The following is a 21,351-nucleotide window of genomic DNA, read 5'->3' on the forward strand; positions in this document are numbered from 1 at the left end:
AACGAGCGGTCGCCGGGGGATGCGTCTATTGGAGCGTATTTTCGACCTCGCCATTATCGGAGGCGGTGTTAACGGCTGCGGCATCGCGCGCGACGCGGTGGGCCGGGGCAACACGGTTTTCCTGTGCGAAATGAACGATCTGGCGAGCGGGACCTCGTCCTGGTCGACCAAGCTGGTGCATGGCGGCCTGCGCTATCTCGAATATTACGAGTTTCGCCTGGTCCGCGAGGCGCTGATCGAGCGCGAGATCCTTTGGGGCATCGCGCCCCATATCATCCGTCCCCTGCGTTTCGTTTTGCCGCATCACGCCGGCCTGCGTCCGGCCTGGCTGCTGCGCCTCGGCCTCTTCCTCTATGACCATATCGGCGGCCGTCATCTATTGCCGGCGACGCGTTCGGTCGATCTCAGGCGAGACGAGGTTGGCCGTCCGCTGATCCCGAACCGCTACAGCCGCGCGTTCGAATATTCCGACTGCTTCGTCGACGACGCCCGTCTCGTCGTGCTCAACGCGCGCGATGCCGCGGACAAGGGCGCCGAGATCCGCACCCGCACCCGCGCGACGGATATCAAGCAGTCCGGCGGCATCTGGACCGTCAGCATGGTCAACACGCTGACCGGCGAGCGTTCGCAGGTCCAGGCCCGCGCGGTGGTCAATGCCGGCGGCCCCTGGGTCGAGGATGTGCTCGGCCGCGGCGCCGGCGTGAACGCGAAAGCCAAGGTGCGCCTGGTGCAGGGCTCGCACATCGTGGTCAAAAAGCTCTACGACCACGACCGCGCCTACATGTTCCAGAACGCGGACGGCCGCATCATCTTCGTGATTCCGTACCAGGACGATTTCACGCTGATCGGCACCACCGATCGCGATTATGACGGCGATCCCGCCAAGGTGAAGGCGACGCCCGAAGAGATCGAGTACCTTTGCGCCGCCGCGAGCGAGTATCTTGCCAAGCCGGTGACTTCAGCTGACGTGGTCTGGACCTATTCCGGCGTGCGACCGCTTTATGACGACGGCGCCAGCGAAGCCAAGGCCGCGACGCGCGATTACGTGTTCGAGCTCGACACACCCGGCGGCGTGCCGCTGCTCTCGATCTATGGCGGCAAGATTACGACCTACCGCCGGCTCGCCGAAGAGGCGCTGGAACGGCTCGCACCCTATCTTCGCAGTGCGAAAGCGCGCGAAGGCTGGACCGGCAAATGGCCGCTGCCCGGCGGCGACATGGGCGTGTCCGACGTCGACGGCCTGATCGCCGAACTCCAGCGCGGCTATCCCTTCCTCAGCCATGAGCATGCGCGGCGCCTCGCGCGCGCCTATGGTACCCGCGCCATCAAGCTGCTTGGCGATGCCAAGTCGGCCGCCGATCTCGGCCAGGCCTTCGGCGCGACACTGACCGAACGCGAGGTCCGCTACCTCATGGCCAATGAATGGGCGGTCACGGCGGAAGACATCGTCTGGCGCCGCTCCAAACTTGGCCTGCGACTATCTGCCGACGAGGTTGCCGCATTGAACGACTGGATTGCAACCCACGCTGTGCCGCAAAGTCCCCTGCTGGAAGCGGGAGGACGCCCATGACCGTGACGCTCGATCATGTGACCCGGACCGTCGAGGGGATACCGCACATCCGCGACGTCTCGCTGACGCTCGAGAGCGGCACGCTCAACGTGCTGCTGGGGCCGACGCTGTCAGGCAAGACCTCGATCATGCGGCTGCTCGCCGGCCTCGACAAGCCGACGACGGGCAAGGTGCTGGTCAACGGCAAGGACGTCACCGGCGTCGACGTGCGCAAGCGTTCGGTCGCGATGGTCTATCAGCAGTTCATCAACTACCCCTCGCTCACGGTCTACGAGAACATCGCTTCACCCTTGCGCGTGCAGGGCAAGCCGCGCGAAGAGATCGAGAAGCGCGTGGCGGAAGCCGCGCGGCTGCTCCGGCTCGAGCCGTTCCTGAAACGCACGCCGCTCCAGCTCTCCGGCGGCCAGCAGCAGCGCACCGCGATGGCGCGCGCGCTGGTGAAGGGCGCCGATCTCGTGCTGCTCGACGAACCGCTCGCCAATCTCGACTACAAGCTGCGCGAGGAGCTTCGTACCGAGCTGCCGCGCATCTTCGAGGCGTCCGGCGCGATCTTCGTCTATGCCACGACCGAGCCGACCGAAGCGCTGCTGCTTGGCGGCAACACGGTCTGCATGTGGGAGGGGCAGGCGCTCCAGATCGGCGAGACGCCGAACGTCTACCGCCGTCCGCAGACGCTGCGTGTCGCCCAGGTGTTCTCCGATCCGCCGCTCAACCTCGTCGGCATCGAGAAGAAGAACGGCTCTGTGCAATATGCGGGCGGCATCGCCGCGCCGGCCTCCGGTCTCTATTCATCGCTCGCCGACGGCGCCTATCGCGTCGGCTTCCGCGCCCATCAGCTCGCCCTCGCCAACGGCGAGACCGACCGCCACGCCTTCCATGCCACGGTGACGGTGACCGAGATCACCGGTTCGGAGAGTTTCGTGCACCTGACCCGCGACGGATCGAACTGGGTGGCAGTGCTGCACGGCGTGCACGAGTTCGAGCCTGGCCAGACCATCGATGCCGTGCTCGATCCCAATGATGTCTTCGTCTTCGACGCGGCCGACCGTCTGGTCGCCGCGCCGAGCTCGTAAGGGGGAGATGCGACATGGCCCGCATTGACCTCGTCGATCTCGCCCACTCTTACGGCGGCAATGATGCGCCGCAGGAAAGCTTTGCGCTGAAGCCGGTGACCATGACCTGGCGGCAGGGCGGTGCTTACGCGCTGCTCGGCCCGTCCGGCTGCGGCAAGACCACGCTGCTCAACGTCATCTCCGGCATCATCACGCCGTCGCGGGGGAAAATCCTGTTCGACGGCCAGGACATCACACCGCTGTCAACCCAGAAGCGCAACATCGCCCAGGTGTTCCAGTTTCCGGTGATCTACGACACCATGACGGTGGGGCAGAACCTGGCGTTTCCGCTGAAGAACCGCGGCGTGCCAAAGGCCGAGATCGACAAGCGCGTCGCCGAGATCGGCCGCCTGCTCGACCTTGAGCCCTATCTCAATCGCAAGGCGACGCGCCTCACGGCGGATGCCAAGCAAAAGATCTCGCTCGGCCGCGGCCTGGTCCGCTCCGACGTCGCCGCCGTGCTGTTCGACGAGCCGCTGACCGTGATCGATCCCGAGCTGAAATGGCAGCTCCGTTCCAAGCTGAAGGCGCTGCATCGCGAGCTCGACCTGACGATGATCTACGTCACCCACGACCAGACCGAGGCGTTGACCTTCGCCGACACCGTCGTCGTCATGCATGACGGCCGCGTGGTGCAGAGCGGCACGCCCGCCGAGCTGTTCGACAAGCCGGCGCACACGTTCGTGGGCTATTTCATCGGCTCGCCCGGCATGAACATCCTGCCGGCCGAGGTGAAGGGTCGCGAGGCGCGCATCGGCGGCAATGTCATCGCGCTCAACCGCAGCTATGACAACCTGCCTGCCGGCGCCAAGATCGAGATCGGCGTGCGTCCGGAGTTCGTCGATGCCGTCGCGCCCGCACCCGGATTGCTCAGTGCGAAGATCGACCGCATCGACGACCTCGGCCGCATCCGCTTCGCACGCGTCCGCATCGGCGAGGCCAAGATCGCGGCGCGCGCGCCGGCGGGCTTCACCAGCGCGGACGGTACCGCCGGGCTGAAATTCGATCCGGCGCACGTCCACGTCTATGCCGACAGCCTTCTGGTGGAGGGAGCCGCCTGATGGACAAGACCGTCAACCAAAAAGCCTGGTTCCTGGTGCTGCCGGTGTTCCTGGTCGTGGCCTTCTCGGCGGTGCTGCCGCTGATGACGGTCGTGAACTATTCGATGCAGGACACCTTCGGCAACAACCAGTTCTTCTGGAACGGCGTCGGCTGGTTCAAGGAGCTGCTCGATCCCTCGACCGATCTCGGCGGCCGATTCCTCGCCTCGCTCGGTCGCAATCTGTTCTTCTCGATGGTGATCCTCGCGATCGAGGTGCCGCTCGGCATTGTCGTCGCGCTGTCGATGCCGCGTCAGGGCTGGACGGTGGCGGCCTGCCTCGTCATCCTCGCGCTGCCGCTGCTGATTCCGTGGAACGTGGTCGGCACGATCTGGCAGATCTTCGGCCGGCCCGACATCGGTCTGATGGGCTATGTGCTCAATGCGATCGGCATCGACTACAACTACGTCTCCAACGCCGTCGATGCCTGGGTTACCGTCATCGTGATGGACGTCTGGCACTGGACCAGCCTGGTCGCGCTGCTGTGCTACGCCGGCCTGAAGTCGATCCCCGAGGCCTATTACCAGGCAGCTCAGATCGACGGCGCCTCGCGCTGGGCCGTGTTCAAGGCGATCCAGCTGCCGAAGATGAACCGCGTGCTCCTGATTGCCGTGCTGCTGCGCTTCATGGACTCGTTCATGATCTACACCGAGCCGTTCGTGGTGACGGGTGGCGGACCCGGCAACTCGACGACCTTCGTGTCGATCGAACTCGTCAAGATTGCGCTCGGCCAGTTCGACCTCGGCAAGGCCGCGGCGCTCTCGCTGGTCTATAATCTGATCATCCTGATCGTCTGCTGGATCTTCTATACCGTCATGACCAATGCCGGCGCCGAACGCAAAGTCCAGGCCGAGACCGAGCCGGCGACGGAGCCCAAGCCTTCGGCCGTGCTCAAGCCCGTGACTGCACTCAAGCCAAAGGAAGGAGTGGCCTGATGCACTCAATTCCCGGCCGCCGCGTCATCATGGCGCTGTTTCTGATCTTCCTGTTGTTGCCGATCTACTGGCTCGTCAACATGAGCTTCAAGACCAACGCAGAAATCGTCTCGACGATGACGCTGTGGCCGCATTCCCCGACGCTGCAGCATTACAAGCGCATCTTCACCGACGAGAGCTGGTACTCCGGCTACATCAACTCGCTCAAATACGTTGTCCTCAACACCATCATCTCGATCTCGGTGGCGCTGCCCGCGGCCTACGCGTTCTCGCGCTACCGCTTCCTCGGCGACAAGCACCTGTTCTTTTGGCTGCTGTCGAACCGCATGGCCCCGGCGGCAGTCTATGCGCTGCCGTTCTTCAACCTCTATTCGGCGATCGGCCTGTTCGATACGCCGTGGGCGGTCGCGCTCGCGCATTGCATCTTCAACGTTCCGCTGGCGGTGTGGATCCTCGAAGGCTTCGTCTCCGGCGTGCCGCGCGAGATCGACGAGACCGCCTTCCTCGACGGCTATTCTTTTCCGCGCTTCTTCATCAGGATCCTGGTGCCGCTGATCGCGAGCGGCATCGGCGTCGCCGCCTTCTTCTGCTTCATGTTTTCCTGGGTCGAGCTCCTGCTCGCGCGGACGCTGACCTCGGTGCAGGCAAAACCGATCGCGGCGATCATGACGCGTACGGTGTCGGCTGCGGGCATGGACTGGGGCCTGCTGGCCGCGGCCGGCGTGCTTACCATCATCCCGGGCGCCCTCGTGATCTGGTTCGTCCGCAATTACATCGCGAGCGGTTTCGCGCTCGGTCGGGTCTAGGGAGGCATCGATGGAATCTATTGCATGGATGGCCTGGACGCTGCCGACCGCGATCTTCTTCGTGGCGCTCGCCTGCACCCTCGCGGTCATGACGTACCTCGCCGCGGTCAATCCGGAAGCCGAGCGCGTCGGCGTGCTCAGCATTCCGACGACGCGGGGCGACCGCCTCTTCATCTCCCTGATCACGGCGGCCGTCATCCACCTTCTGTGGATTGCCTTCGCCGGCACCGATACACTCGCCACCCTGCCGATCGGCGAGGAAGGTTTTGAGATTTCGAGCCTCTGGCTCGCAAGTGGAATTTCGCTGGCCACGGCCGTGCTCATTTTTCGCACGGTCTGAAGCTCGCGAAGGGACGGCCAGATCCGGGGGCAACCCGGGCCTGTATAAAATTTTGTCGCTGCAACGGAGGAACAACATGCGACAGTTTAGGAGAAGGAAAGGTCCATTGACCAAGAATAGCTTTCTGACCATGTCCAGCGCCGCCGCCATCGTTGCGGTGTCGTTCGCCGTCTCGGCGCCGGTCCGCGCCGCCGACGACGCCGCGATCCAGAAGTGGATTGCGGAATTCCAGCCCTCGACGCTGTCGAAGGACGAGCAGAAGAAGGAGCTGGAGTGGTTCGCCAAGGCCGCCGAGCCCTTCAAGGGCATGGAGATCAACGTCGTCTCCGAGACCATCGCGACCCACGAATACGAGTCGCAGACGCTGGCAAAGGCGTTCTCCGAGCTCACCGGCATCAAGCTCAAGCACGACATCATCCAGGAAGGTGACGTCGTCGAGAAGCTGCAGACCCAGATGCAGTCCGGCAAGAACGTCTATGACGGCTGGATCAACGATTCCGATCTGATCGGCACGCACTTCCGCTACGGCCAGACCATCGCACTGTCGGACTACATGACCGGCGAGGGCAAGGACGTCACCGATCCCCAGCTCGACGTCAACGACTTCATCGGCAAGTCGTTCGGCACCGCGCCGGACGGCAAGCTCTATCAGCTGCCCGACCAGCAGTTCGCGAACCTCTATTGGTTCCGCTACGACTGGTTCACCAACCCGGACTACAAAGCCAAGTTCAAGGCCAAGTATGGCTACGAGCTCGGCGTGCCCGTGAACTGGTCCGCTTATGAAGACATCGCCGAGTTCTTCACGAACGACATCAAGGAGATCAACGGCGTCAAGGTCTACGGCCATATGGACTATGGCAAGAAGGACCCGTCGCTCGGATGGCGTTTCACCGACGCCTGGCTGTCGATGGCCGGCAACGGTGACAAGGGCATTCCGAACGGTCTGCCGGTCGACGAATGGGGCATCCGCATGGAAGGCTGCCGTCCGGTCGGCTCCTCGGTCGATCGCGGTGGCGACACCAACGGTCCGGCCGCGGTCTACTCGATCACGAAGTATCTGGAGTGGATGAAGAAGTATGCCCCGCCGCAGGCTCAGGGCATGACCTTCTCCGAATCCGGTCCCGTGCCGGCGCAGGGCAACATCGCCCAGCAGATGTTCTGGTACACCGCCTTCACCGCCGACATGGTGAAGCCCGGCATCGCCGTGATGAACGCGGACGGTACGCCGAAGTGGCGTATGGCTCCGTCGCCGCACGGCTCGTACTGGAAGGAAGGCATGAAGCTCGGCTACCAGGACGCCGGCTCGCTCACGCTGTTGAAGTCGACCCCGGCTGACCGCCGCAAGGCGGCCTGGCTCTATCTCCAGTTCATCGTCTCCAAGACGGTGTCGCTGAAGAAGAGCCATGTCGGTCTCACCTTCATTCGTGAATCCGACATCTGGGACAAGTCGTTCACCGAGCGTGCGCCGAAGCTCGGCGGCCTGATCGAGTTCTACCGCTCGCCCGCGCGCGTGCAGTGGACCCCGACCGGCAACAACGTGCCTGACTATCCGAAGCTCGCGCAGCTCTGGTGGCAGAACATCGGCGATGCGTCGTCCGGTGCGAAGACGCCGCAAGCTGCGATGGATGCACTCGCGGCCGCTCAGGACTCCGTCATGGAGCGCCTCGAGAAGTCCGGCGTGCAGGGCGCCTGCGGTCCGAAGCTGCACAAGAAGGAGACCGCCGAGTTCTGGTACGCCAAGGCCCAGAAGGACGGCACCATCGCGCCGCAGCGCAAGCTCGCCAACGAGAAGCCGAAGGGTGAGACGGTCGACTACGACACGCTGATCAAGTCGTGGCCGGCATCCCCGCCCAAGCGCGCGGAAGCGAAGTAAGCGGCACGTAGCGTCATCAAACACGAAAGGCCGGGAGCGATCCCGGCCTTTTTTCTGGCGGATGTCGAGAATGGCGATTGTGCCGACTACACACTCGCTGTCATCGCCCGACTTGATCGGGCGATCCAGTATTCCAGAAACGGTCGTGATTGAACCGAAGAGCCGCGGCGTACTGGATGCCCCGCCTTCGCGGGGCATGACAGCGTCATGTGTGGAGAGGAAATTACTCCGCCGGCTCGGTCGCGAGCGTCGGATAATCCGTGTAGCCCTTCGCGCCGCCGCCGTAGAACGTGTTCTTGTCCCAATCGTTCAGCGCCGCGCCCGTCTTCAGCCGCTCGACGAGGTCGGGGTTGGAGATGAACGGCTTGCCGAAGGCGATGAGATCGGCAGCGTTCGCGTCCAGCACCTTGGTGGCGAGGTCGAAGTCGTAGCCGTTGTTGGCGATGTAGGCGCCGGTGAAGCGCTTGCGCAGGCCCGCATAGTCGAACGGGGCGATGTCGCGTGGGCCGCCGGTGGCGCCTTCGACCACGTGCAGATAGACGAGCTTGAGTGCGTTGAGGCCGTCGACGATGTGATCGAACAAGGCCTGCGGATTGGAGTCGGAGAGGTCGTTGGCCGGCGTCACCGGCGAGATGCGGATGCCGGTGCGGTCGGCGCCGGCCTCGGCGGCAACGGCCTTGGAGACCTCGAGCATCAGCCGCACGCGGTTTTCGATGGAGCCGCCGTAAGCATCGGTGCGCTTGTTGGCGCCGTCCCTCGCGAACTGGTCGAGCAGATAGCCGTTGGCGCCGTGGATCTCGACGCCGTCGAAACCGGCCTCGATCGCATTCTTCGTGGCGCGCTTGAAGTCGTCGATGATACCGGGAATTTCAGACAGCTCGAGCGCGCGGGGCTCGGAGACGTCGGCGAAGGTGCCGTTGACGAAGGTCTTGCCCTTGGCGCGGATCGCGCTCGGCGCCACCGGGGCTGCGCCATTGGCCTGGAGATCGACATGCGAGATGCGGCCGACATGCCAGAGCTGGATGAAGATCTTGCCGCCGCGCTCATGCACGCGGTCGGTGACCTTGCGCCAGCCGGCGACCTGGTCCTTGCTGTAGATACCGGGCGTGTCCTGGTAGCCCTGGCCCTGCTGTGAGATCTGGCTCGCTTCGGTGACCAGGAGACCCGCGGAGGCGCGCTGGCCGTAATAATCGGCGGCAAGCGGGCTCGGCACGAACGTGCCGGGCGCGGCACGGTTGCGCGTCAGCGGCGCCATCACGAGGCGGTTGGCCAGCGTGATCGGGCCGAGCTTGTAGGTCTCTAGCAATTTGGTCGGACGGCTCATGGGAATGCTTCCAGGCGGTGACAGATCACGAACACTTGTGCATCGCGACATCAGGCGCAAGGGAGGAGCCATACGGAAAGTGCAGGCGAGCTACGCGGCCTGGTCCGCGTAGCATGATTCATGTGCAATCCCGGCCATGACAGCGGATTTGCGCTGCCACGGCCCGCGATCTCTCAGTTCGCGCCGAGGAAATCGCGCTTGCCGATCTCGACGCCGTTGTGACGCATGATGCCGTGAGCGGTGGTGGCGTGGAAATAGAAGTTCGGCAGCGAGACCCCGCTGAAGAACTGCTGGCCCTTGAGCGTCATGGTCCGGTCCGGGCCCGCCGGGAAGGTCACGTCCTTGGTGTCGGCGCCTTCGAACTGCTCCGGCTTGTACGATTTCACGTAGTCGATCGTCTTGGCGAGCCGCTGCTTCAGCTCCTCAAACGTCTTTTCCGTGTCGGGCATCGAAGGCACCTCGCTATGGGTCAGCCTGGCGCAGCCCTTGGCGGCGAAATCGCTGGCGAGCTGGATCTGCTTCGACAGCGGCAGCATGTCCGGGAAGAGGCGCGAGCCGAGCAGGACGCCCGGGTCGATCTTTTTGGCCGCGCAATGCGCCTCGGCTTTCGTGAGCAGACCGGTCAGGCTGTTCAGCATTTGCAAGTACGCGGGGACGACGGCGTCGTGAAAGGACATGTGATGCTCGCTTGTGAATGGGAGATCTCAGGAGAAACCTGAGCCACTCACATGGGAGCATCACGGAAAATTACAATCGCGAGAGCGGCTTGTGCGGTGCGAAAATTCTACCGGATCATCCCCGCCGGCTGCGCCTGGGCCGTACCGCCGCGCATCCGCGCGAGCAGCTCGGCGGTCGGCCAGGAATCGGCGGGCAGGCCGTATTTGATCTGCATCGCCTTCACGGCGGCACGGCTCTGCTGGCCCAGCACGCCGTCGACCTTGCCGACGTTGAAGCCGGCCTGGACCAGGAGCTGCTGCAATTGCTTGAGCTCGTTGAACGGCAGTTGCGCGACCGGTTGGGCCGGCTTGCGCATCGGAGCCGCGCCCGCGATGCGCGTGGCGAGATAACCCGCGGTGGTCGAATAGATCAGCGAATTATTCCACTCGGTGTAGGCCGCGAAATTCGCATACGCCATGAAGGCAGGTCCGTTGCGCCCCATCGGCAGCAGCACGGACGAAGCGAGATTGTCGTTCGGCAGCGGACGGCCGTCGGGATAGGTGACCCCCAACTGCGCCCATTTCGAGCGCGGCTGCTGCACCGTGAGGTCGGTCTGATCCCAGGGCAGGTTTTGCGGCACCTTGATCTCTTCGAGCCACGGCTCGCCGCGCCGCCACTTCAATCCGTTGGCGATGTAGTTCGCGGTCGAGCCGATCACGTCGTCCTCGCTGCGCAAGAGATCGCGCCGTCCGTCGCCGTCATAGTCGACGGCGTAGTTGACGTAATGCACGGGCAGGAATTGCGTCTGCCCGAGCTCGCCGGCCCAGGAGCCGACCATCTCGTCGGGTGTGAGATCACCACGGTCGATGATCTTCAGCGCGGCGATGGTCTCGTTCACGAACATCTCCGAGCGCCGGCAGTCATAGGCCAGCGACACCAGCGATTTCAGCGTCGGCAGATTGCCCATGTTGACGCCGAAATCGCTCTCGAGGCCCCAGAACGCAGCGATCACCGCCGGCGGCACGCCGTATTCCTTTTCGGCGCGCGCGAACGCAGCCGCGTGGCTCTTGATGTGCTGCTGGCCGTTCTGCATGCGATAGGGCGCGGCCATGCGGCCGGCAAATTCGGTGAAGAGCTGGCCGAACACGCGCTGGCCGCGGTCGCGATTGACGATGCCCTGGTCGTAGACGAGGTAGGGCGAGGCTTCCGATATCGTCCGCTGCGACACGCCGGCGGTAACGGCCTGCTTTTTCACGTCGGCCAGGAAGCGATCGAAGCTCGCGCCATTGTGGCACGAAGCCGCGCGCGGCGACGGGGTTGCGGCTTTGGGCGCGATGGGCTTGGCGGGTGGTGGCGCGAACTGGGCGGAGGCGGGGAGGGCGAAGGCGAGCAGAGCGGCGGCCGCGATCGCAAATCGGGTCTGGAGCATGAGCTTTCCGGCGGGGAGAAGGGCGCGTGTGGAATCTTGCTAAAGCTTAAGTGAATTGAGCGCCTCAAACCATCCCTTCGTCATGGCCGGGCTTGTCCCAGCCATCCACGCCTTTCGGGGCTTGTGTAGAGGAAGAACGTGGATGCCCGGGCCTTCGCCGCGCCGAAGCGGCTTCGGCCGCGCAGGCGGGACAAGCCCGGGCATGACGGAAATGCAATGTTGGGCATAGCCGCGGCCCCGCGACGCACCTTGAAACCTTGCACCCGGGCCGGGGTCATCCCTACCTGAATGGCGCCGGCCAGAGGTTTGCCCGCGGCCGCCCTGGGAGACGGCCATGAACTATCTTCGTACCGCAATGCTGCTCGCCGGCCTCACCGCCCTGTTCATGGGCGTCGGCTATCTGATCGGCGGCGCCGCCGGCGCCATGATCGCGCTCGTCATTGCCGCCGCGACCAATCTCTTCACCTACTGGAACTCCGACCGCATGGTGCTCCGCATGTACGGCGCCCATGAGGTCGACCGCGCCAGCGCGCCGGAGCTGGTCGGGCTCGTCGCCGAGCTTGCGGGCCGCGCCTCGCTGCCGATGCCGCGTGTGTTCGTGATGGACGAGGCGCAGCCCAACGCGTTCGCGACCGGGCGCAACCCGCAGAATGCCGCGGTCGCCGTCACCACCGGCCTTGTGCATCAGCTCAGCCGCGAGGAACTTGCCGGCGTGATCGCGCACGAGCTCGCGCATATCAAGCATCACGACACGCTGCTGATGACTGTTACCGCGACCATTGCCGGCGCGATCTCGATGCTGGCGCAGTTCGGCATGTTCTTCGGCGGCCATCGCGACAACAACGGCCCCGGCATCGTCGGCTCGATCCTGATGATGATCCTCGCCCCGATCGGCGCCATGCTGGTGCAGATGGCGATCAGCCGCACCCGCGAATATGCCGCGGACAATCTCGGCGCGCGCATTGCGGGCCAGCCGATGTGGCTGGCGTCGGCGCTGCTGAAGATCGAAGGCGCCGCGCACCAGGTCCCGAACTACGATGCCGAGAGAAACCCCGCGACCGCGCACATGTTCATCATCAACCCGCTGTCGGGCCATGGTGTGGACAATCTGTTCGCCACCCATCCTTCGACGCAGAACCGTATCGCGGCGCTCCAGCAGCTCGCGGCCGAGCTCGGCGCGCAGGCATCTCCGTCGGTCGGCGCCAACGAAAACTATCCGCCGCGGAGCCCGTGGGGGCAGTCGTCCTCACGCGGCCCTTCACCCGGTCCTTCCCGTGGCCCTTGGGGCTGATGCGGAACCGGCCGGAATCGCGCCCGGCTTTGTGACCGGCTTTTGTGACCTGGCGCACACAGGATGGTCCCGGCCGGTGTTAACACCATGGCGAGACTGTTCCTTCGAAAGGGGATGCGTGGCCGGTCCTCTGCCTGCCACGGTCGAAGATGACCAAAGCTGCGGTACCATTGTTGATCGTCCTGGGCGTGCTCATTGGCCTGTCCACGCACACGGTCGTCAATTGCGGGGACGAGGACGAGCCCGACATCTGCTCGGCGGTGATCGGATTCTCGCCGCTGCGGGGATCGCTGATCGCGTTCGCCTATGAAGGGCGCGGACGGATCGCGTTGCGCCACGGCGACTGGCGGCGGGCGATCGCGGATTTCGACGAGGCCATCCACCTCAATCCCAACCGCGCCTCGCTGTATCGCGACCGGGCGCAGGCGCGCCGGCAGAACGGCGACCTGGAGCTTGCCATCGAGGATTACGACGAGGCGATCGCGCATGATCCCAGGCACGCCGCGCCCTATCACCAACGCGGTCTCGCGCTCGCCGCCACCGGCGATCTCGATCGCGCCATCCTGAGCTACAACACGGCGGTCCGTCTCGACCCGTCGGATGCGCAGGCCCGCCTCGACCGTGGCCTCGCATTCCTCGCCCGCGGCCAGGCCGACGACGCCCGCGCCGATTTCGAAGCTGCTCTCGCGCTGCCGGCCGGCAAGGACGGCCGCACTCGCGACGCGGCCCGCGCCAAGCTCGCCGAGCTCGCGAGCGCCGAGCCGAACCAGGCCCCCGCGCCGAGGCGGTGAGATATCTAGAGCCGCATTCGCCGCTGCAACCCTCTCCCCTTGCGGGAGAGGGTGGCTCGCCGCGATAGCGGCGAGACGGGTGAGGGGTATCTCTCCACGATTGATCCTCTCGCAGACGAGTACGCGGCTAGAACCCCTCATCCGGCGCCATAGCCGAAGCTTCGCTTCGGCGTTCTTAAGAACGGCGGCCGAAGGCCGCCTATGCCACCTTCTCCCACAAGGGGAGAAGGAAGAAAGTGCGCGCTTACTTCGCCTTCTTGGCTTTGGCCTTCTTCGCCTTTTTCACCGGCTTCTCCTTCGTCTTCTTCTCCACCTTCGCCGGGATCGGCGTGCTGGCGACGAGGCGCATCGAGCGGGCGTAGCTGTCGGCGACGTTGTCGGCGGACATCTGGAGGCGCTTGGCGGCGGCGGTGGCCTGCTCCATCGTGGCCTTGGCCATCATCTTGAAGCGGTCGCCGGTCTCCTTGCCCTTGGCCTTGGCCGCAAGGCCGTTGAAGCGATCCCGGCGCTCCTTGGCGCGGGTCAAAAGGCCCGTATGCAGCTGTCTGGCCAGTTGCCGGATCACGACATCCAGGTCGGCGTCCGCCATGTTGTTCTATCCTCTTAAAACGGTATCGATGCGGGCGGGACTATGCAGATCGGGCCCCGCCTTGGCAATTCCCGGCGGCGCGTCATCCGCAGCTTCCGGTTACCAAACCAAAAAAGCCGCGCATTTTTGCGCGGCTTTCTGGGGTGGCTTGGCGCAGACGCCTTATTTCAGCGAGGCAACCGGACCGCTCGCCGGTGCTGGATCGGGGTCGAAGCCGAACACGCCGACCAGATATTTGTAATAGTCCGGCATCTTCTCCTTGAGCGCCTCGCGCGACTTCGGGTCGTGGAATTCACTTTTGCCGGCCAGGAAGATGCTGGCTGTCACGGCAAAGAATTCCATGGGATTCTTCATCGCATAGGATTCCTTGGGTAACATATCCTTGGACTTGGCAAGGGCGTAATAGCCGATCACGCCCTTGTTGGCGTAGCCGTCCGGCAGCAGCCGCGCGTGATAGGCGTGCAGCAGCTCGTGCAGCAGCACGGCTTCCTTCTCGTAGCGCATCATGTCCGGCCGCAGCATGATCACGCCGAGGCCCGAATCGACCGCGAGGTCGACGGCGTTCGGATTGGTCCAGCGCTGCTTGTCGGGGTCCCAGACCGTCAGCGTCCGGGGTGCGGTGCGCTGGATGTCCGGCGTGACCCGGCCGTAGCATGCGGTCGCGGCGCCTTCGTCGAGGCAGGCCAGCTCGCTCGCGACGATCGGAACGGTATGGAAGAAGCGCAGCACGCGCGGCGACAGGCCGGAAGCTTCGACGACGTCGATCTGCTGCTTCAGATTGTCGGTGAGCTTGTCGACGTCCTTGCGCTCGGAATTCTCCGTCAGGTCGAACATGTAGCCGCGGTAGCTCTGGAAGCCCGGCGGCAGCGCCTGCGCTGCCCCGGCCGACGCGTCGAGCGATCCGGCATGGGATGGACTGGCGAAGAGCGCGCCCACAACGGTCGCGGTCAGCAGCAGCGCAACGCGCATGATGAACCCCCTGATGTCACTTCACCCGGCAGAATAGGCCGCCGCCGTTTGCGAAAAGTGAGTGGGGCGAGACTAAGGCACCGATGTTGAGGCGTGCTTAACCGTTGGTTGCAGATCGCGGGAATGGATTAGTGCCGGGTTAACCAAGCGTGGATTGGTCGCGCGCTTCGGCGTAGGATCGAAGCCGGGCACATGCCCGACAGCAATAGCCGGAGGAGGATGCCATGTATGCCGCCATCCGTCAGGCCAAGGCGAAAAGCGGGAGCGCCGAAGAGCTGGCGCGCCGCATCAAGGACGGCGCCGTTCCGATCATCAGCGACGTCGACGGTTTCCGTGCCTATTACGTCGTCTATGCCGGCGACGACACGGTCACCGCGATCTCCATCTTCGACAAGTTCGAGCAGGCGGAGGAGGCGAACCGGCGCGCGATCGCCTGGATCGAGAAGGATCTGGGGCCGCTGCTTGCAGGGCATGCGAGCGCCGCAGCCGGGCCGGTGATCGTGCATACGCTGGCGTAGGTGTTAGGCGGGTCAGTCGGGCCACATCTTCCGCTGTCATCGCCCGCGAAGGCGGGCGATCCAGTACTCCGTGACAGCAGTGATGGAGCCGATGGGCCGCGGCGTACTGGATGCCCCGCCTTCGCGGGGCATGACACCGGAGCCCCCTCACAGCTCCCGTGCATTCGAGAACGCGAAACTCGACACCCGCCTTGTCGTCTCATCCAAAATCAGCGTGCGCGTGATCGGCGGCTCGGCGCGCTGGGCGCAGTTTTCGCGTTCGCAGAGGCGGCAGTTGACGCCGATCGGCGTGCCCTCCGTTTTCTCCAAATCCAGGCCGGAGGCGTAGACGAGGCGGGCGGCGTGACGGATCTCGCAGCCGAGGCCGATGGCGAAGCGCGGCTGCGGCAGCGGATGCGGCGCGACGGGGCGTCGCACCATCTGCGCGATCGAGAAATAGCGCGTGCCGTCGGAGAGCTCGATCACCTGCTTCAACAGGCGATCCGGCGTGTCGAAAGTCGAGTGCACGTTCCACAACGGACAGGTGCCGCCGAATTTCGAGAACGGGAACGTGCCGGAGGAGAAGCGTTTCGACACGTTGCCGGCATTGTCGACGCGCAGCAGGAAGAACGGAATGCCGCGCGCGTTCGGCCGTTGCAGCGTGGTGAGGCGATGGCAGACCTGCTCGAAGCCGGAATTGAAGCGCTGCGCCAGCACGTGGATGTCGTAGTTCAAGGCCTCCGCCGCGGCGAGGAAGGCCGGGTATGGCATCATCACGGCCGCCGCAAAATAGTTGGCGAGCGTGATGCGGAACAGGCGGCGTGGCGCGTCGTCGAGCGGGCCGGCGCGGCCGATGATGGTCTCCAGGGCTTGCGCGCATTCGCCCAGGCCGAGCTGGAAGGCGAGCTGGAACGCGCGGCCGGGCGGATCGACCAGCTCGGAGATCAGGAGCTGGCGGCGATGGCGGTCGAAACGCCTGAGCGTCTCGCGCATCACGTCGACCGGCATGATGCGGGTCTGGATCGAATGCTTTTCGCGCAGGCGTGCGGCGAGCGCGGCATAGAGCCCTTCGGCCGGCACGTTCAGTTCGTCGCGAAGCGTCTCCGCGGCCTGTTCCAGCTCCGGAAAATAATTGCGGTTGGCCTCGATCAGCTCGCGCACGCGCTCGACGGGATTGGCCTCATAGCGCGTGCCGACGTCGCGGTCGGCCATGTGCGCCGCGGCCAAGGTCTCGCCCTGGCGGGCCTCGGCATAGGCGGCATAGAGCCGTTGCAGCGCATGGGTGACGCCGGGACAGAGTTCGGCAAGGTCGCGCAGTTCCTGCTTGGGAACGTCGATCTGGCGGAACAGCGGATCGGAGAAGATCTCGTTCAGCTCGGCGAAGAAGCGGTCCTCGTCGGCGGTCGCGAGGTCGCGCAGGTCGAGGTCATAGGTCTCGGCCAGCCGCAGCAGGATCTGCGCCGTCACCGGGCGCTGGTTGCGCTCGATCAGGTTGACATAGCTCGGCGAGATCCCGAGCCCCTCGGCGATCTGGGTCTGCGACAGCCCCAATTGCTGCCGGATCCGCCGGAAGCGCGGGCCGACGAACAGCTTTTTCCCCGAGACGGCGGGCATTTTCAGATCTCCCAAGGGTACGAGAAGCGCATCAAGGACAGGCTTATTGACCTATATTCTTTACAAGATTTACAAAATAACATCTATTACATGTTCTGATGTTACATGACATCACCATTCGAATACAAGGCCCCTGTACGAACTTCGCTTTCTGGCGTTTAGCTCATGACACGCATTTCGCAATGCACTGTCAAAAATGTCGATGACAAGTTGAGTTGTCATCAGCGAAAGGATCGAGCAGATGAATTACCAGCCCCGTGGCATCAACGCCCTGCAGAGCCCGGCCTCGTATCAGAGCGAGATCGAGGCAGCCCAGGCGCTCCTCAAGACCCAGCCGACCTGGAACGGGGTGTCCGCCGAGGCCGTCGCGCGCATGCGCCTGCAGAACCGCTTCAAGACCGGTCTGGACATCGCCCGCTACACCGCGGCGCTGATGCGGACCGACATGGCGGCCTATGACAACGATCCGACCAAGTACACGCAGTCACTCGGCTGCTGGCACGGTTTCATCGCCCAGCAGAAGCTGATCTCGGTCAAGAAGCACTTCGGCGGCAAGACCGATCGCACCTATCTGTACCTGTCCGGCTGGATGATCGCGGCGCTGCGCTCCGAATTCGGCCCGCTGCCCGACCAGTCGATGCACGAGAAGACCTCGGTGCCCGCGCTGATCGAAGAGCTCTATACCTTCCTGCGCCAGGCCGACTCGCGTGAGCTGAACGACATCTTCCGCAGCCTCGATAAGGCGCGCAAGGAAGGCGACAAGACCAGGGAGAAGGAGCTGATCGAGAAGATCGACAACTTCCAGACCCATGTCGTGCCCGTCATCGCCGACATCGACGCGGGCTTCGGCAACGCGGAGGCGACCTATCTGCTCGCCAAGAAGATGATCGAAGCGGGCGCCTGCGCGCTCCAGATCGAGAACCAGGTCTCGGACGAGAAGCAGTGCGGTCACCAGGACGGCAAGGTCACCGTGCCGCACGAGGTGTTCCTGGCGAAGATCCGCGCCTGCCGCCACGCCTTCCTCGAGCTCGGCATCGAAGACGGTGTCGTCGTGACCCGTACCGACTCGCTCGGCGCCGGCCTGACGCAGCAGATTGCCGTCAGCCACAAGCCCGGCGACCTCGGCGATCAGTACAACAGCTTCCTCGATTGCGAGGAAATCACGCCGGAGAACGCCCGCAACGGTGATGTCATCATCAACCGCAACGGCAAGATGATGCGTCCGAAGCGGCTGCCTTCCAATCTCTACCAGTTCCGTCCCGGTACTGGCGAAGACCGCTGCGTGCTCGACAGCATCACCTCGCTGCAGAACGGCGCCGACCTGCTCTGGATCGAGACCGAGAAGCCGCATATCGAGCAAATCGCCAAGATGGTCGATCGGATCCGCAAGGTGGTTCCGAACGCGAAGCTGGCCTACAACAACTCGCCGTCGTTCAACTGGACGCTCAACTTCCGTTGGCAGGTCTACGACGCGATGAAGGAAGCCGGCCAGGACGTCAGCAAGTACAACCGTGCCGAGCTGATGAAGCCGGAATACGACGACACGCCGCTGGCGAAGGAAGCCGACGAGCGCATCCGCACCTTCCAGGCCGACTCAGCCAAGCGTGCCGGCATCTTCCATCACCTGATCACGTTGCCGACCTACCACACGGCGGCGCTCTCGACCGACAATCTGGCGAAGGAATATTTCGGCGACCAGGGCATGCTCGGCTACGTGAAGAACGTGCAGCGCGCCGAGATCCGCCAGGGTATCGCCTGCGCCAAGCATCAGAACATGGCCGGCTCCGACATCGGCGACGACCACAAGGAATACTTCGCCGGCGAGGCTGCCCTGAAGGCGGGCGGCGCCCACAACACGATGAACCAGTTCGGCTAACGCACCACGCTATCCAAGAGGAGACTGACAATGACCAAAGGCAGCAATTTCTGGGTGATCGGCGGCGAGTTCGGTTCGATGAACTTCCACAAGCTCGTGGAAGGCTCCGCCCAGGTGCAGGGTCCGTTCAAGACCCGCAAGGAAGCCGAGGATGCCTGGCGCTCGGTCTCGGAAGAGAACCGCCACAAGGCCGGCGTCCGCTTCTCGATCGTGGAAGAGCCGTCGCGGGTCTCGGCCTGACGGCTGCCTGACTAATTAAGAAGACGTCCAAGGACGGAGGGTCCCATCCGGCGCAAGCCGGGTGGGATCGTCTGTTTTTGGTACAGGTCAATCGGCTGTGGGCGCCGTAAGTCTCTGGAATTGTGAGCCCTTTGCGGACCGTTTGGTTGCTGATAGGTTAATGGCGGAAAGTCGAGGACGAGGCCGACAATGTCAGAGCCTGAGACCAGCGGGACCCATCCCAGCCAGCCGCGCCCGGTGCGGCTGCGCGACGCGCTGCTGCGCGCACGGATCGAGGCCGCCGACCGGACCGGTGTGGTCGTCGATTTGCGCGACGCGGAGGTGGCGCGGCTGGAGATCCTCAACGACGCGCTCGATCCCCTGTTCGCGCAGGTGCCTGACCAGATCGACCTGTTCGATCGCGGCATCAGCCAGGGCGATACGCCCAGACTCTGGATCGATGTCGTCGCACACATCATGATGGGGCGCGACAAGCGGATGTACCGCTTCGTCCAGGACACCCGCTTCGGCCGTATCGTGCTCGCCGAATCGCACGACACCGCAGCGATCGTCGAAGCCGTGACGGACTACGTCGCCCGCCGCATGATCGAGCGCGAGCACGCCATGGTGGTGCCATCAGAGCCGAAGCCCGCGGCCGCCGAGCCGCCGCGCCGCTCGCGCCTCTGGCCGTTCGTGTTCGGATTCATTTTCGGCGCGGCCGCCTTGTTCGGCCTCGCCGTGCTGGCGGCCCTGCGGAGCTGGTGAGACGCTCGCCGTCGTCATTGCGAGCGCAGCGAAGCAATCCAGGAATCTTTCCGCGGAGAAGCTCTGGATTTCTTCGCTCGCAATGACGGCGAACTAGATCAACCTTGCCTGCTTGATCTGCCGGATCTGAAATCCGGATCCGAGGCCCCGCACGGTCTGCTCGCAGCGCCAGCCGGAATTGTCTTTCTCGATCGTGAACAGGTTATACGCTGCCGCCGGGTAACGCCCGTGGGCGAGCGCGGAGGCCGACGGCACGCCGACCGCGGGGATGTTGCCGTTGGGGCCTTCGAACCACATGGTCGAATGAATGTGGTCGTGCCCGTGCAGGATCAGCTCGACGCCGTGACGCTTGATCAGTGCCAGCAGCGCGGCCGCATCGGTCATCCGTTTCTGGCGCGCGCCGGACTTCAGGGGATGATGCACCAGCAGCACGCGGAAGGCGTCCTCGGCGGCGAGGCGGTCGAGGACCGCTTCGAGGGACGCGAGCTGATCGCGGCCGAGCGTGCCCGTCGCCATCAGCGGCAGGGTCGGCACCGCCGTGGACAGGCTGATCAGCGCGAGCGGCCCGCGCCGGCGTACGCCCGGAAAGCCGACACTGCCGTCATCGCCAGTGAGATAAGGCGCAAACGTCTCGCCGAAGCGGTGAGAGGTGGCGCGGACATAGGCATCGTGATTGCCGGGAATGGTGGTGACGCGGTCGGGCGGACCGACGCCGTCGAGCCAGGCGCGCGCCGGCGCGAACTCCGCCTCCAGTGCCAGATTGACGAGATCGCCGGTGACCGCGATGTGGTCGGGCGTCTGCGCCTGGACGTCGGCGACAAGCGCGTCGAGCACCTCGCGGCGCTGGTATTTGTGGCGGTTGCGCGTCCAGTTGACGTAGCCGAGCGCGCGCTTGCCCGCGAGCTCGATCAGCCGTGGCTTCGGCAACGGCGGCAGATGCGGGTCGGACAGATGGGCGAGCGTGAAGGGGGCCATGGCGCGCGATTGCCTCGCTATTCGTCCGCTGTAATGGCAAGGTCGCGAGAACTGTGCAAGCGGGGCCCGGACCGGGGCCTCATGGCAGTTTTCTTGGGAGTTTTCTTGGAAGCCTGATGGGGGATCGTCTGAACAGCGTCCGACGGACATTCGAACCGCTGCTGCGGCGAATCTTCCACGCCTATTTCCTGCTTGTCCGCGGCATGACGCTCGGCGTCCGCGCCGTGGTGCTGGATTCCGAGAACCGGGTGTTCCTGGTCAGGCACAGCTACATCACCGGCTGGTATCTGCCCGGCGGCGGCGTCGATCTCGGCGAGACCATGGAGCAGGCGATGCGGCGCGAGCTCAAGGAGGAAGGGGACATCGATCTCACCGGTGACGCGGTGCTGCACGGCATCTTCCTCAACAGCCACGTCTCCCGCCGCGACCACGTCGCGGTCTATGTGGTCAGGCAGTTCAAGCAGGATCGCGTCCCTGAGCCCAACCACGAGATCGTCGAATGCGGGTTCTTCGCGATCAATGCGCTGCCCGAGGGCACCACACACGGCACGCGGCAAAGGCTCGCGGAAGTGCTGGACGGCAAGCCGCCGACCGCGACTTGGCGTTGAAGCGATCCGGC

Annotated in this window: 21 protein-coding genes; 14 read left to right on the plus strand and 7 right to left on the minus strand. The window is 64.5% G+C overall.

Annotation, left to right across the window (positions count from 1 at the left end; genetic code table 11):
* The first annotated feature begins 19 nt into the window (after positions 1-19).
* From glpD to AB7245_RS10020, 7 genes are all read left to right on the plus strand, one after another.
* The gene (glpD, locus tag AB7245_RS09990) at positions 20-1,570 is read left to right on the plus strand and encodes a glycerol-3-phosphate dehydrogenase (protein ID WP_085398533.1); all 1,551 of its coding nucleotides are present in this window, start codon (positions 20-22) and stop codon (positions 1,568-1,570) included.
* Positions 1,567-2,643 (plus strand): ABC transporter ATP-binding protein, encoded by a 1,077-nt coding sequence (locus AB7245_RS09995; RefSeq protein ID WP_085398532.1) that lies wholly within the window; start codon positions 1,567-1,569, stop codon positions 2,641-2,643. Before glpD ends, AB7245_RS09995 begins: the two co-directional genes overlap by 4 nt.
* Before the next feature lie 14 nt (positions 2,644-2,657).
* Positions 2,658-3,743: an ABC transporter ATP-binding protein gene (locus AB7245_RS10000; RefSeq protein ID WP_085398531.1), complete on the plus strand. Its 1,086-nt coding sequence runs from the start codon at positions 2,658-2,660 to the stop codon at positions 3,741-3,743.
* Positions 3,743-4,717, plus strand: a complete 975-nt coding sequence (locus tag AB7245_RS10005; protein WP_085398530.1) for a carbohydrate ABC transporter permease — start codon at positions 3,743-3,745, stop codon at positions 4,715-4,717. Before AB7245_RS10000 ends, AB7245_RS10005 begins: the two co-directional genes overlap by 1 nt.
* Positions 4,717-5,523: a carbohydrate ABC transporter permease gene (locus tag AB7245_RS10010; RefSeq protein WP_085398529.1), complete on the plus strand. Its 807-nt coding sequence runs from the start codon at positions 4,717-4,719 to the stop codon at positions 5,521-5,523. The genes AB7245_RS10005 and AB7245_RS10010 overlap by 1 nt, the downstream gene beginning before the upstream one ends.
* Before the next feature lie 10 nt (positions 5,524-5,533).
* Positions 5,534-5,863, plus strand: coding sequence for a DUF2160 domain-containing protein (locus tag AB7245_RS10015; protein ID WP_085398528.1), 330 nt, complete (start codon positions 5,534-5,536; stop codon positions 5,861-5,863).
* A 130-nt stretch (positions 5,864-5,993) separates the two neighbouring features.
* Entirely contained in the window at positions 5,994-7,736 is a 1,743-nt protein-coding gene (locus AB7245_RS10020) for an ABC transporter substrate-binding protein (protein WP_247314660.1), read from the plus strand.
* Positions 7,737-7,959: 223 nt separating this feature from the next.
* On the opposite strand, the gene AB7245_RS10025 is transcribed toward AB7245_RS10020, so the two are convergent.
* The 3 genes from AB7245_RS10025 to AB7245_RS10035 all read right to left on the minus strand — a co-directional run bounded on the left by AB7245_RS10025 (position 7,960) and on the right by AB7245_RS10035 (position 11,146).
* Positions 7,960-9,060 carry an alkene reductase gene (locus AB7245_RS10025; protein WP_354080076.1) on the minus strand — a complete coding sequence of 367 codons (1,101 nt, stop codon included), beginning with the start codon at positions 9,058-9,060 and terminating at the stop codon, positions 7,960-7,962.
* 173 nt (positions 9,061-9,233) lie between these two features.
* Complete coding sequence (locus AB7245_RS10030; protein WP_063985181.1) at positions 9,234-9,737, minus strand: DUF1993 domain-containing protein; 504 nt, start codon at positions 9,735-9,737, stop codon at positions 9,234-9,236.
* Between the two features lie 107 nt (positions 9,738-9,844).
* Positions 9,845-11,146: a lytic murein transglycosylase gene (locus AB7245_RS10035; protein WP_085398223.1), complete on the minus strand. Its 1,302-nt coding sequence runs from the start codon at positions 11,144-11,146 to the stop codon at positions 9,845-9,847.
* A 334-nt stretch (positions 11,147-11,480) separates the two neighbouring features.
* On the opposite strand from AB7245_RS10035, the gene htpX reads away from it, so the two are divergent.
* On the plus strand, positions 11,481-12,437 hold the full coding sequence (gene htpX / locus AB7245_RS10040; RefSeq protein WP_085398222.1) for a zinc metalloprotease HtpX: 957 nt from the start codon (positions 11,481-11,483) through the stop codon (positions 12,435-12,437).
* A gap of 149 nt (positions 12,438-12,586) precedes the next feature.
* Positions 12,587-13,228, plus strand: a complete 642-nt coding sequence (locus tag AB7245_RS10045; RefSeq protein WP_028158277.1) for a tetratricopeptide repeat protein — start codon at positions 12,587-12,589, stop codon at positions 13,226-13,228.
* Between the two features lie 244 nt (positions 13,229-13,472).
* Here the strand turns inward: AB7245_RS10045 and AB7245_RS10050 are convergent, their stop codons facing one another.
* Positions 13,473-13,817 carry a hypothetical protein gene (locus AB7245_RS10050; RefSeq protein ID WP_085402493.1) on the minus strand — a complete coding sequence of 115 codons (345 nt, stop codon included), beginning with the start codon at positions 13,815-13,817 and terminating at the stop codon, positions 13,473-13,475.
* Positions 13,818-13,979: 162 nt separating this feature from the next.
* Complete coding sequence (locus AB7245_RS10055; RefSeq protein WP_439034218.1) at positions 13,980-14,786, minus strand: hypothetical protein; 807 nt, start codon at positions 14,784-14,786, stop codon at positions 13,980-13,982.
* Between the two features lie 224 nt (positions 14,787-15,010).
* On the opposite strand from AB7245_RS10055, the gene AB7245_RS10060 reads away from it, so the two are divergent.
* Positions 15,011-15,304, plus strand: coding sequence for an antibiotic biosynthesis monooxygenase (locus tag AB7245_RS10060; RefSeq protein WP_014497428.1), 294 nt, complete (start codon positions 15,011-15,013; stop codon positions 15,302-15,304).
* 147 nt (positions 15,305-15,451) lie between these two features.
* Here AB7245_RS10060 and AB7245_RS10065 read toward each other — a convergent pair whose 3' ends face one another.
* Positions 15,452-16,897, minus strand: a complete 1,446-nt coding sequence (locus AB7245_RS10065) for a helix-turn-helix domain-containing protein (RefSeq protein ID WP_071916200.1) — start codon at positions 16,895-16,897, stop codon at positions 15,452-15,454.
* 241 nt (positions 16,898-17,138) lie between these two features.
* Between AB7245_RS10065 and AB7245_RS10070 the strand changes: the two genes are divergently transcribed.
* The 3 genes from AB7245_RS10070 to AB7245_RS10080 all read left to right on the plus strand — a co-directional run bounded on the left by AB7245_RS10070 (position 17,139) and on the right by AB7245_RS10080 (position 19,757).
* A complete protein-coding gene (locus AB7245_RS10070) occupies positions 17,139-18,773 on the plus strand; it encodes an isocitrate lyase (protein ID WP_085402495.1) in 1,635 nt (544 codons plus the stop codon).
* Between the two features lie 30 nt (positions 18,774-18,803).
* On the plus strand, positions 18,804-19,013 hold the full coding sequence (locus tag AB7245_RS10075) for a DUF4170 domain-containing protein (protein ID WP_008137787.1): 210 nt from the start codon (positions 18,804-18,806) through the stop codon (positions 19,011-19,013).
* A 189-nt stretch (positions 19,014-19,202) separates the two neighbouring features.
* Positions 19,203-19,757 carry a hypothetical protein gene (locus AB7245_RS10080; protein WP_085402496.1) on the plus strand — a complete coding sequence of 185 codons (555 nt, stop codon included), beginning with the start codon at positions 19,203-19,205 and terminating at the stop codon, positions 19,755-19,757.
* Positions 19,758-19,850: 93 nt separating this feature from the next.
* Here the strand turns inward: AB7245_RS10080 and AB7245_RS10085 are convergent, their stop codons facing one another.
* Entirely contained in the window at positions 19,851-20,732 is an 882-nt protein-coding gene (locus tag AB7245_RS10085; RefSeq protein WP_071916197.1) for a metallophosphoesterase family protein, read from the minus strand.
* 116 nt (positions 20,733-20,848) lie between these two features.
* Here AB7245_RS10085 and AB7245_RS10090 point away from each other — a divergent pair, with 116 nt between their 5' ends.
* Entirely contained in the window at positions 20,849-21,340 is a 492-nt protein-coding gene (locus AB7245_RS10090) for an NUDIX domain-containing protein (RefSeq protein WP_085402497.1), read from the plus strand.
* Positions 21,341-21,351: the final 11 nt, after the last annotated feature.

The organism is Bradyrhizobium sp. 604_D8_N2_3 (assembly GCF_051810765.1).
GTDB classification, from domain to species: Bacteria; Pseudomonadota; Alphaproteobacteria; order Rhizobiales; family Xanthobacteraceae; genus Bradyrhizobium; species Bradyrhizobium barranii.